Raw genomic sequence first — 11650 nt, 5'->3', positions numbered from 1 at the left:
GGCAGCATTACCGGCTTCGGTCTGGCCAGTTATTTGCTGGGGATTGATGCCGCCGTTCAAAGCCTGAACACCTGAAAACAATCAAAGGCCCATCTCCATGAGTTCTGATTCCAAATCCGGTGCCCCGCTCAACACCCGCCTGGTTCGCGATCTGGCGAAGATCCTGCGCGATACCGAGCTGACCGAGATCGAAGTGGAGCATGGCGAGCTCAAGCTGCGCATTGCCCGTCAGCTGACCGCTGCCCCGGTCGTCCAGGCCGCTGTCCCGATGGCCGCTCCAGCCCCGGTTGCTGCAGCGCCGGCTCCGGCCGCAGCGGCCGCCGCGCCGCCGGAAACCCCGGCCGCACAGGACGCCACCGACCTCTCCGCCCATCCGGGCGTGGTGAAGTCGCCGATGGTCGGCACGGTCTACCTGAAGGCCAATCCGGAAGCCGACAATTTCGTGGAGGTCGGCTCCAACGTCTCCCAGGGGGATACCATCCTGCTGGTCGAGGCGATGAAGACTTTCAACCCGATCACGGCGGAGAAATCCGGCAAGATCGCCGAAATCCTGGTGCAGGACGGCCAGCCGGTCGAGTACGGCGAGCCGCTCTTCATTCTCGTCTAACGCTCACCCTTTAACGCGCGAGCGCCCAGAATGTTCGACAAGATCCTGATCGCCAATCGCGGCGAAATCGCCCTTCGAGTCCACCGCGCCTGCCGCGAGATGGGCATCCGCACCGTCGCCATCCATTCCGAGGCAGACGCCGATGCGATGCATGTTCGCCTCGCCGATGAAAGCGTCTGCGTCGGCCCGCCGGCGGCGGCCAAGAGCTATCTCAACGTCCCGGCCATTATCGCCGCGGCCGAAGTCACCGGCGCCCAGGCCATCCACCCGGGCTATGGCTTCCTGTCGGAAAATGCGCGCTTCGCCGAGATCGTCGAGGCCCACGGCTTCACCTTCATCGGCCCGACGGCGGAACATATCCGCGTCATGGGTGACAAGATCACCGCCAAGCAGACCGTCATGGATGCCGGCATCCCGGTGGTTCCCGGCTCAGAGGGCGGTGTCGAGACCTATGAAGACGCCATCCCGGTCGCCGAGAAGATCGGTTACCCGGTCCTGATCAAGGCCGCCTCCGGTGGCGGTGGCCGCGGCATGAAGGTCGCCGAAACCGCAGCGGACCTGAAAGAGGCGATGGATACCGCCTCCACCGAGGCCAAGGCGGCTTTCGGTGACGGCACCGTTTATATCGAGAAATATCTCGGCCGGCCGCGCCATATCGAGATCCAGATCCTGGCCGATACGCACGGCAATGTCGTCCACCTGGGCGAACGCGATTGCTCGCTGCAACGCCGGCACCAGAAAATCCTCGAGGAAGCCCCCTCGCCGGCCCTCAATGCCGAGGACCGCGCCAAGATCGGTGAAACCGTCCGCAAGGCCATCGGTGCGATCGGCTACCGCGGTGTCGGCACGATCGAAGTCCTGTGGGAAAACGGCGAGTTCTACTTCATCGAAATGAATACCCGCCTGCAGGTGGAACACCCGGTCACCGAGATGATTACCGGCATCGACCTGGTACGCGAACAAATCCGCGTCGCCGACGGCGCACCGCTCGACATCAAGCAGGAAGACATCACCTTCGAAGGCTGGTCGATCGAGTGCCGCATCAATGCGGAAAACCCGAAAAACTTCACGCCCTCGCCGGGCACGGTCAGTGATTTCCACGCCCCCGGCGGGCTCGGCGTCCGTCTCGATTCGGCGCTTTATGCGGGCTATAAAATCCCCCCGTATTATGACAGCCTGATCGGCAAGCTCATCGTGCACGGGCGGACCCGGACGGAAGCGCTTCTGCGCCTGCGCCGGTCGCTGGAGGAAATGGTCGTCGGCGGTGTCGAAACCTCGATCCCGATCTTCCTGGCCCTGCTTGAAGAGCCGGAATTCGTGAACGGCGACTACCACATCCGCTGGCTTGAGGAGTGGCTCGCCAACCGGGAGGCCTGATCGGCCAAGGGTGATATGCGGGTCTTCGGGACGGCGGAATTGCTGGACTGTTATGCGCGTGGCGTTTTCCCCATGGCGGAAGCGCGCGACGACCCGCGCATCTATCTTCTCGATCCGGACGAGCGCGGCATCCTGCCGCTCAACGGTCTGCATATTCCGCGGCGCCTCAAGCGTACGGTGAAACAGGCGCCTTTCCAGGTGAAAATCGATACCGCCTTCGACACGGTCGTGCGCCTGTGTGCCGAGCCCGGCCCAGGGCGCGAGGAAACCTGGATCAATGACGGCATCCTCGCCCTCTATAATGAGCTACACCGCGACGGCTTTGCCCACAGCGTGGAATGCTGGGATGGAGAGCAACTGGCCGGCGGCCTCTATGGCGTCTCGCTCGGCGGCGCGTTTTTCGGCGAGAGCATGTTCTCTGCCCGCACCGATGCCAGCAAGATCGCGCTCGTGCATCTCGTCGCGCGCCTCAATACCGGCGGTTACAGCCTGCTCGACACCCAATTCACCACCGAGCATCTGGAGAATCTCGGCGTCGAAACAATCTCGCGCGACGCCTATCACGACCGGCTTGAGGGCGCGCTCGGGACCACGGCGGATTTTTATGCGATGGGAATGGATCTGGGTGCGCAGGATGTGCTCGCGCGGGCGCTCGGCTTGAAGGACTGAGCTGACCGCGCTCGATTTTTCCCCGGCTTCATTCCAACGCCGGGTGGAGACGTGCTCGACGCCGGGATAATGCGCGGCCCCGACCTTAAGTCGGCGCAAATGGGTAGATAGTCTTCCCACCCACTTGTCATCTCTGACGGCTGCCCCGCGAAAGCGGGGCGCAGATCAGGGACCTCGATGAGCCAGACTGGGTCCCGGATCTCCGCCCGAACTCGCGGAGACACGCCCCACGCCCTCGGGGTCCTGATTGACATCAGGATGAGGGGATCTGGGAAAGTTGAGCGAAACGCCCGGCCCTAGTCCGTACGGCAGTCCAGCACCCAGACGTCATAGACCGGATGCTCGAGCGGGTTCTGCGCGGGACGGGAGGCGAACATCCAGCCGGAGAAGATCGTCTCGCCTTCAACATCAACGCCGAAACCGTCGGTGCGGCGGTCAGCGATCTGCAGGAAGGCATAGGTTTCCGGCGTCTCTTCCGGCGGGCGCTTGCGGCAATATTGCGCCGTGATGGTCAGGGCGGCGAATTCGACGCTCTCACCGATCGTCACTTCGAAATCGCGCGTGCGCGCCGTGACCTTGTCGAGGCCGCGGAGGACGACGACATTGCCCGGGCGGCTGGACAGGGGCTGGTTGGCACGCGTATCCGGATCGGCGGTTTCCAGCGGGTCATCGCCGCGCATGAAATCATCGATATCCTGCGCCATGGCGGGTGCCATCACGCTGCAAGCCAGAACAAGTGCTGTCAGAGAACGCATCATGGGAGCCAAGCTGCCGAGAGATTATGACGGTGTCGAGGCGGTTCCCCGCACAGGCGACAAGACCGGGGTCGGTTAGCCCTGATTCGGCGACCAGGCTTCGTAATCACCGGCCGTGGCTTGGCGCTTTTCCGTTGAGGTCAGCGAGCCGGTCGGCCGATAGGCGTGTACCGTTCCGGTCAGGTTGGGATGGTGGTCCTTTTCCCAGGTCTGGCGCTTGAGCGGAGTTTCGGTCGGCGGTGCGTCGAAGGTGTGGTGCAGCCAGCCATGCCAGTCCGACGGGACGCGCGACGCATCCGCATAACCCTTGTAGAGCACCCAGCGACGCTTATTGCCGTCCGGACCGGTCTTGCCCTTTTCCTCGAAATAGCGATTGCCGAATTCATCTTCGCCGACCTGCTGGGCGCCGCGATTATGCAGGGTCAAAAGCGTGCCCGGCGTGGCGTCTTTCCACCAGATGAAAATCTTCGAAATCAGTCCGAGCATGAGAGGGCTCCGAGTCGGTAGGGTTATTCACAGCCGTATATGCCTTCCCCGGGCCATTGGGTCCAGTCTCGAGCGCGGCGGGGTTCAGGCCGGCCCCCCGGAGGAGTAAACTTTTGCGATTACCGACCGATTCGGTGGGCAAAAGGGTGGACAAATGACTAATCCGGCAAGCTTGGCCGATCTGGCAGCCTCGGAGCATTTTGATCTCTCATTGGAGGCGCGCCTGCTCAACTGCACCGCCGACAATGATGATGACGGCCTCGGCGATGATCGCGCCCTACGCGTCCCGCCCGCCTGGAGCGATACGGCGGCGCTCACCCTCGCCGCTTTACTCGACACCCCGCGCCCGGTCAAAACCCGGCCGAAGCCGGGGCTCAAAGCCTATGCCGGGCTGGCGCCGCAAATACCGGCGAGTGACGAACGGGCACTGGAGGACGGTATCGACAAGGCGGCCGCCCGTCTTGCCGGCTCACTCACCTGGGCTGCGGGGCGAATGGGCGCCTTTGCCGCCGTCGATGAGGCCAATCTGTTCTATGCCGGCCTGTCAGCCAGCCTGATCACTCGCCTCGCCGTGCCGGATGCTGACCTCTGGCGCCAGGGCGGCACCGACTGGGCCTATGGCGACGACATCACGGATACGGCCGCAGTGCCGGAACGCCGTCACATCCGTGCCGACGCAGAGGACGCACCGGAAGCCCTGCGCGTCGTGGCCGCCGACGCGCTGCGCGGCTCGATCCTGGAAACCGGCGCGCGGGTCACCGAAGCGCGCCTGAAAGCCATCGGCGAAGCCATTCGTCGCTGTTCCGGCGACGGTGAGGTCTGTTTTGACCCCCGTCAGAACGCCGCGCTGGCCCGGGCCATGCGCCATGCCCTGCGCGATGGTGTGCCCGAGGTTGCCGTTGAACGGGCCCTCGCCATGGCGCGCCAGGGCGCTGATGACGATGCGCTCGCAGCCCTGGCTCCGGAGCACACAGCTGTGCCCGAAACCGTCTTGCACACCCCCGCAGCTTTCGCCTCTGCCGTCGTCGCTGACGATGCCTGGAGCTTTGGCGAGGCCGGCGGCAGTGTCCGCGCCCGCCAGTTCCGCAATGCCGTTGCCCGGACGGTCTGGAGCTTCGGTGCGCCGCGGCTGGCCTTCCAGGAAAGCCCGCAGCAGGAAGGCCCGGCAGTCTATCTCAACCTGCCCGCCTTTATTGATGACAGCGCCGGTCTCAATGCCGAATTGCTTATGGATACAGCGCGCTGCTGGTCCAAGGCCCTGATTTTCAGCGCCCACAAGGATGCCGGCAATGCCGGCTCGGTCTCGCTAACCGGCATGGCGCCGGCTCTGATGGCTCTGGGACTGGCTTATGACAGCGATGACGGCCGTCTCGCCGCTGCCGCCATTGCTCGCCTGGTGACCATGGCTGTACGCGAAAGCTGCGCCGAATGCGGTGCCATCGCGCCATCGCTTGGCATGGATATCGCGCCGGCGAGCCTGCCGGCCGAGCTGGCCTCCATCGCCAATGCGCTCCAGCGTCATGACAGCCGCTTCGCGGCGCGCTCCGCCCTCACCCGTCCGGGTCCGCTGGTTTGCGCCCTTGATATTCCCGCCGACCTGGCCGGGCTGTTTGACGGCGAGGCCGGCGGCTGTCGCCCGCTGGTCAATGCCATCACGCCCGATCGCGATGAGCTTGGCGGCACCCGGCTGCGCGATTGTGTCCGCACCGGCCTGACACGTCTGGGCCTTGATGCCACGACGATCGAGCGGGCCGAGGATCATGCCGCCGGACAGGGCACGCTGCGCGGCGCGCCGGCGATTTCCTTCGAGGATCTGATGTTGCGCGGCATCCCGCTGGATGCGCTGGAACGGCTTGATGATTCCATTGGTGAAGGCGCCTCGATTCGCTTTGCGCTCAATCGCTGGACGCTCGGTGACCGCGTATGCCGCGACATTCTCGGCCTGACCAGCGATGTGATTGAAGCAGATGGTCAATCGCTGTGCGCCGCACTGGGCTATAGCGAACAGGATATCGCCCTGGCTGACCGCTACGCCCAGGGCTCAGCCACCCTTGAGGATGCCGATGCGGTTCCGGCAGAATTGCGGACGCTGTTTGCCTACCCGTCTGTCGAGGCACAGCTTGATCTCGCGCATGCGGTGGAACAGCAGATCTCCGGTCATGTCGCACTGGACATTGATCTCGATGCCGACGCGTCGATCGATGATGTGGCGGCGCTGTTTGACCATGCCAGCCAGCTCGGCCTTCGCGACCTCGCAATGTCGCGTACTGGCTCCGGCCTGTTCGACATGCTGCCCTCCATCGACTTCGACAAGGGCGATTACACCGCCGAGCAAACGCGCGAACGTATTGTCGAGCGCACGGTTGAGGTCGAGCGCGTGGTCGAGAAACCGGCCGCCCGCCGCAAACTGCCCGACCGCCGCAAGGGCTATATCCAAAAAGCGACGGTCGGCGGCCACAAAGTCTATCTGCACACCGGCGAGTTCGATGATGGCGAACTTGGCGAGATCTTCATCGACATGCACAAGGAAGGCGCGGCATTTCGTTCGCTTATGAACAATTTCGCCATCGCCATCTCGATCGGCCTGCAATATGGCGTGCCGCTTGAGGAATTTGTCGATGCCTTCGTCTATACCCGCTTCGAACCGGCCGGCGCGGTCGAGGGTAATGACCAGATCCAGCACGCCACCTCGATCCTGGATTATCTCTTCCGCGAACTGGGCGTGTCCTATCTCGGCCGCGATGACCTGGCCGAGATCTCTCCGGACAAGGCCGACCCGGGCGGGATCGGCAAGGGTGTGCAGCAGGAAAAGCTGTCGCAGGAAGATGCGGCCCGCTTCATCTCGCGCGGTTTCAGCCGCGGCCAGGTGCCCAATAATATCCTGATGTTCGCCGGCGCCTCGAAAAAGGCGGCCAATGCCAATGACACCGATGCGCCGACAATTGAGACGGAATATACGCAGGTCGAGGATCACAGCATCACCCGGCCGGTGACCGGCGCGACCGCGTATACGGGTGATCCCTGCCCTGAGTGCGGCCATTTCACCGTGGTCAAGGGTGAAGGCGGTCTGCATTGCGATGCGTGTAACTGGACCGGCTAGCGCGGACAGCGGTTCAGGGCTTGCAGCGGGCACAAGGAAGACAGCCCGGAGTGTACCGAAATGGCACGCTTGTTTGCATCGCTCATCCTGCTGGCCGCACTCAGCCTGCCAGCCACCGCTCACGCCCAGAACCGCGGCGAGATTGCGCGCGTCCAGGCGGGACAGTCCTGCAGCGGCTGCAATCTCTTCCAGGCAGACCTGTCCTACCGCGAACTGCGCAATCTCGACCTGTCCGGGTCGCGCCTGCGCCAATCCAACCTGTCCCTGGTGATCATGGATGGCAGCCGCTTTGACGGCGCCAACATGTCCATCGCCAATCTCTTCGGGGCCCGCTTTGTCGGTGCCAGCTTCCGCGATACCGATCTCAGTGATGCCGTCCTGGTCGGCACCTATTTCAACGCGTCCAACCTGGCTGGCGCCAACCTCACCGGGGCCAACCTGTCCGGCGCCTATCTCAGCGATGTGCGCGGCCTCACCCAGCACCAGCTCGACCGGGCCTGCGGCGACGCCGATACGCTATTGCCGCCCGGCCTGCATATCGCAGACTGCCGGTTGATTTAGGCAACCGGTATTACTGTCATTTAAGTCGCATTTCTTCCTAACCTGCCGTATCGAGGGAGGTATGCGGACTACAGCCGTCTCCATAGTTGCACTTCTCGCTGCGAGCACTGTCCTTGCCACGCCCGCTTGGGCGGGCGGCGGAGATACGCCGCGCCGTGGCCTGGCCATTGGCGGTGAGTGTGAAGGCTGCGATTTTTCCGATCAGAATCTGGCCGGTGCGAACTTCATCGGCGCGGATTTCGAGGGTTCCAGCTTTTCCGGATCCAACCTGCTCAATTCCACATTTGTGGAATGCCGCTTTACCGGCACCGACTTCTCCGAAGCGCAGATGGTACAGGCGCAAATGACCGGGGTTTCCTTCTCGCGCGCGAACATGTCTGACGCGAACATGTCGGAAACCCAGATCGAACGCGTGAATTTCTCCGACGCCAATCTGCGCGACGCCAATTTCAGCCGCTCGGAGATGGTGTTCGTGACCTTCATCGGAAGCGAGCTGGAATCGACCCGCTTCGTTGATGCGCAATTGCACCAGGTCAATTTCCTGCGCGCCGAGCTCGACGACACCAATTTCCGCCAAGCCGAGCTGCGTCATGCCAATTTCGCCCAGGTGACCGGCGGCAAGGTCGATTTCCGCGATGCCGACCTGACCGATGCCAGCTTTGAAGGCGCGCATCTGGAAGAAGTCGACTTCCGCAATTCCGATCTGACCGGGGTTAATCTCAGCGCGGCTGTGTTTGAACGTGTGCGCGGGCTCAACAAGGCTGCCCTGGCCAATGCTTGCGGCGACGAGGCCACCCGGCTCGGCGAACATACCGTCAGCCTGCGTGCCTGCCCGCAAGGCCATGTCTCCCACTACCAGATCAATACCGTCTCCCTGCCCCAGCTTTCCCAGTCCCAGGTCACCGAAGTCGCCGAGACGCTGGCTGAGATCGAAGCGCTGGAAACCTTGCGCGTGGAAATTCTCGCCGAGGTGGGCCTGGCTCTGGAAGAGCATGCCGAGGATCTCGACCGCGAGGCCGTGCAGCGTGCAACGCGCGAAGCCATGCGCGAGATTGCCCTTGCCGAGCGGGAAATCCGCCGCGCCCTGCGCGACGCGGAGCGCGAAGGCCGCAATCGTGCGCGCGACGCCAGGCGGGAAGACCGGGCCCGTAATATCGAACTGCGGGTGATGGAGCGCGAGGCTGCCGAAGAACTGCGAGAGGTCGAGCGCGAGTTAAGCGATGCAGAACGGGAACTGGCGGAGGCCGGTATCGAGGCCCGCCTTGCCGGTCAGCCCAACCACTCGCTTTCGGCCCAGCAAGCCGACTGGTTTGCCTATGAGATGTATAATGAGGACGGCGAGAACGTCTTTATCCTGCGCCATAATGGCGACGTGATCGTACCCAAGCCGGCTATTCCGCCTGAACCGGAAAACCCGCAATAGCCATCCTGGCTTGAGCCCAGACGAAAAGAGCCGCCCCGAGGGGCGGCTCTTCGCATTTCAGGGCGGCATGCCGCGCTTACTTCTTTTCTTCCGGCACCACGGTGCGGATGTGCAGCTCGCGCAGGTGCTTGTTCTCGGCCGTACCCGGCGCGTTCATCATCAGATCGCGGGCCTGCTGGTCTTTCGGGAACATCACCACTTCTCGCAGGTTTTCCTGGTTGCAAAGCAGCATGACGATACGGTCGACACCCGGTGCAATACCGGCGTGCGGCGGGGCGCCATAGCGGAAGGCGTTGAGCATGCCGCCGAACTCTTCCTCGACCACGTCCTGGCCGTAACCGGCATAGGAGAAGGCCTTGAGCATGACGTCCGGACGGTGGTTCCGCACCGCGCCGGAGGACAGTTCCACACCGTTACAGACGATATCGTACTGCCAGGCTTTCATCGCCAGCAGCTCGTCATCGGACGGGTTGTCCAGCGCCAGGAATTCCTCGGCCGTCAGCTGCGGCATGGAGAACGGATTGTGGGAGAATTCGACCTTCTTGTTGTCCTCGTCCCACTCATACATCGGGAAGTCGACAATCCAGCAGAAGCGGAAAGTGTCTTTCTCGCACAGGTCCAGCTCGGTGCCGACGACATCGCGGGCGCGACCGGCAAAGCTGGCGAACTCGCTCGGATCACCGGCCGCGAAGAAGACGGCGTCGCCCGCTTCAAGGCCGAGCTCGACGCGCAGCGCCTCGGTGCGCTCCTCGCCGATATTCTTGGCGATCGGGCCCGCTGCCTCGAGACCGCCCTCGGCCTCGCGCCAGAAGATATAACCCATGCCCGGCTGACCCTCTTTCTGGGCCCAGGAATTCATCCGGTCACAGAAGGCGCGCGAACCGCCGGTCTTGGCCGGGATGGCCCAGACCTGGATTTTCGGATTGCGCTCGAGCATGCCGGCAAAGACCTTGAAGCCGGACCCGCGGAAAGTGTCGGACACGTCCGACATCTTGATCGGGTTACGAAGGTCCGGCTTGTCAGAGCCATACCACTGCATGGCGTCCTTGTAGGCGATATGCGGGAAGTGCTCGTCCGGCACGGCCCAGCCCTCGGAGAACTCCTCGAACAGCCCCTTCATCACCGGCTCGATGACGTTGAACACGTCTTCCTGGGTGGCGAAGCTCATTTCCATGTCGAGCTGGTAGAACTCACCCGGCGCGCGGTCGGCACGAGCGTCCTCATCACGGAAGCACGGTGCGATCTGGAAATAGCGGTCAAAGCCGGAGACCATGATCAGCTGTTTGAACTGCTGCGGCGCCTGCGGCAGGGCGTAGAACTTGCCCGGGTGCAGGCGGGCCGGCACCAGGAAGTCGCGCGCGCCTTCCGGCGAGGAGGCCGTCAGGATCGGCGTCTGGTATTCGGTAAAGCCCTCATCGACCATGCGGCGACGGATCGAGTCGATGATCTTGGAGCGCTTGATGATGCGCGCGTGCAGGCTCTCGCGGCGCAGATCGATATAGCGGTGCTTGAGGCGCACTTCCTCGGACCATTCCGGCTCGCCAAAGACCGGCAACGGCAGCTCTTCAGCGGCAGACTGGATGTCGAGATCCTTGACCCGCAGCTCGATCGCACCGGTCGGCAGGTTCTCATTCACCGTGTCTGCGGAACGGGCGACGACATCACCGGTAATGGTCACAACGCTTTCCACGCGCAAACGCTCGAGCGTTTCAAAATGCTCGCTCTCCGGCTCCAGCACGCACTGGGTCAGGCCATAGTGATCGCGCAGGTCGATGAACAAGAGACCGCCATGGTCGCGCTTGCGGTGGATCCAGCCGGAAATACGGGCCGTCTGGCCAACATGATCCGGGCGCAGTTCAGCGCAGGTATGGGAGCGATAAGCGTGCATGGGTGCGTCGTCCGAAATGAACATGAAACAGGTCGCCGCGACATGCCGGTTTGCGGGGTGGAATGTCAAGGATTGTGGGGGAATGGGTGCAGTTGGAGACGGGTAGCTTCTGCGCCCTCCTGCCCCCTCATCCCGAGCTTGCCCCGGGACCTCGACGACGTTGAACTCCACCGAACATGCCGCTCTATGCTCTCTAGGTCCTGACTTGCGTCAGGATGAGGGGGTATCTGCCGAATGAAATAGTGCGCTAATTCAGCTGACTAGCCTCCTCTCCCGTACTTTTCCCACCATGTAAGTAACTATTCACTTGCATTCTCCGTGGCGACCCGCCATAAAGCTTGTGAATGATCGTTTACTTACACCACTGGGGAGTGCGAGCGATGGACACCGGAATGCTGAGAGCAGACATTTTCGAAGACATGGATCCCAATCAGGGTGTCACGGCGCGCTATGGCACGACCAAGGCCCGCATCGAGCGCGCCGCGCTGAAACTGTTTGCCGAGCATGGCCTGGACGGTGTCTCGATCAAGCAGATCGCCGCCGCCTGCACCATCTCGGACGGCGCCATGTATCGCCATTTCAAATCCAAGGACGAGCTGGCCCGGCTGATGTTCGAGGCCATTCACCAGAAACTCCAGGACCTGGTCGTCGAACATCTCGTGCCCGACGCCAATATGGAAGAAACCGCCCGCGCCCTCGTCAAAGCCTACTGCGAACTGGCCGACAGCGACCCGGCGCAATTCACCTATCACCTCACCCATCGCAACAACTTCATCGCCGCCTC

At 62.9% G+C, this 11650-nt stretch carries 10 protein-coding genes; 7 read left to right on the top strand and 3 right to left on the bottom strand.

What is annotated here, in order from left to right:
* Window positions 1–97 precede the first annotated feature (97 nt).
* Genes accB through aat form a run of 3 tightly spaced genes read left to right on the top strand, consistent with a single transcriptional unit; the run spans window position 98 to window position 2653 of the window.
* Window positions 98–607, top strand: coding sequence for an acetyl-CoA carboxylase biotin carboxyl carrier protein (accB, locus tag Q1V57_RS06205; protein ID WP_300528709.1), 510 nt, complete (start codon window positions 98–100; stop codon window positions 605–607).
* 30 nt (window positions 608–637) lie between these two features.
* A complete protein-coding gene (accC, locus tag Q1V57_RS06200; protein ID WP_300528707.1) occupies window positions 638–1984 on the top strand; it encodes an acetyl-CoA carboxylase biotin carboxylase subunit in 1347 nt (448 codons plus the stop codon).
* A gap of 15 nt (window positions 1985–1999) precedes the next feature.
* Window positions 2000–2653 carry a leucyl/phenylalanyl-tRNA--protein transferase gene (gene aat, locus Q1V57_RS06195; RefSeq protein ID WP_300528705.1) on the top strand — a complete coding sequence of 218 codons (654 nt, stop codon included), beginning with the start codon at window positions 2000–2002 and terminating at the stop codon, window positions 2651–2653.
* A gap of 296 nt (window positions 2654–2949) precedes the next feature.
* On the opposite strand, the gene Q1V57_RS06190 is transcribed toward aat, so the two are convergent.
* Both Q1V57_RS06190 and Q1V57_RS06185 read right to left on the bottom strand, forming a co-directional pair.
* Entirely contained in the window at window positions 2950–3411 is a 462-nt protein-coding gene (locus Q1V57_RS06190; RefSeq protein ID WP_300528703.1) for a DUF2155 domain-containing protein, read from the bottom strand.
* 72 nt (window positions 3412–3483) lie between these two features.
* Window positions 3484–3894, bottom strand: a complete 411-nt coding sequence (locus tag Q1V57_RS06185) for an NADH:ubiquinone oxidoreductase subunit NDUFA12 (RefSeq protein WP_300528701.1) — start codon at window positions 3892–3894, stop codon at window positions 3484–3486.
* A gap of 154 nt (window positions 3895–4048) precedes the next feature.
* Between Q1V57_RS06185 and Q1V57_RS06180 the strand changes: the two genes are divergently transcribed.
* From Q1V57_RS06180 to Q1V57_RS06170, 3 genes are all read left to right on the top strand, one after another.
* Window positions 4049–6994 carry a hypothetical protein gene (locus tag Q1V57_RS06180; protein ID WP_300528699.1) on the top strand — a complete coding sequence of 982 codons (2946 nt, stop codon included), beginning with the start codon at window positions 4049–4051 and terminating at the stop codon, window positions 6992–6994.
* Window positions 6995–7054: 60 nt separating this feature from the next.
* Entirely contained in the window at window positions 7055–7555 is a 501-nt protein-coding gene (locus Q1V57_RS06175) for a pentapeptide repeat-containing protein (protein WP_300528696.1), read from the top strand.
* 61 nt (window positions 7556–7616) lie between these two features.
* Window positions 7617–8978 (top strand): pentapeptide repeat-containing protein, encoded by a 1362-nt coding sequence (locus Q1V57_RS06170; protein WP_300528694.1) that lies wholly within the window; start codon window positions 7617–7619, stop codon window positions 8976–8978.
* A gap of 76 nt (window positions 8979–9054) precedes the next feature.
* On the opposite strand, the gene aspS is transcribed toward Q1V57_RS06170, so the two are convergent.
* Complete coding sequence (gene aspS, locus Q1V57_RS06165; RefSeq protein ID WP_366145092.1) at window positions 9055–10866, bottom strand: aspartate--tRNA ligase; 1812 nt, start codon at window positions 10864–10866, stop codon at window positions 9055–9057.
* Between the two features lie 392 nt (window positions 10867–11258).
* Here aspS and Q1V57_RS06160 point away from each other — a divergent pair.
* Window positions 11259–11650 (top strand): TetR/AcrR family transcriptional regulator (locus tag Q1V57_RS06160; protein WP_300528691.1); only part of this gene is annotated, 392 nt, incomplete at its 3' end.

Origin of the sequence: Maricaulis sp., assembly GCF_030149425.1 — a bacterium.
Taxonomy (GTDB): Bacteria; Pseudomonadota; Alphaproteobacteria; order Caulobacterales; family Maricaulaceae; genus Maricaulis.
This window is presented reverse-complemented; position numbering and strand designations above follow the sequence as displayed.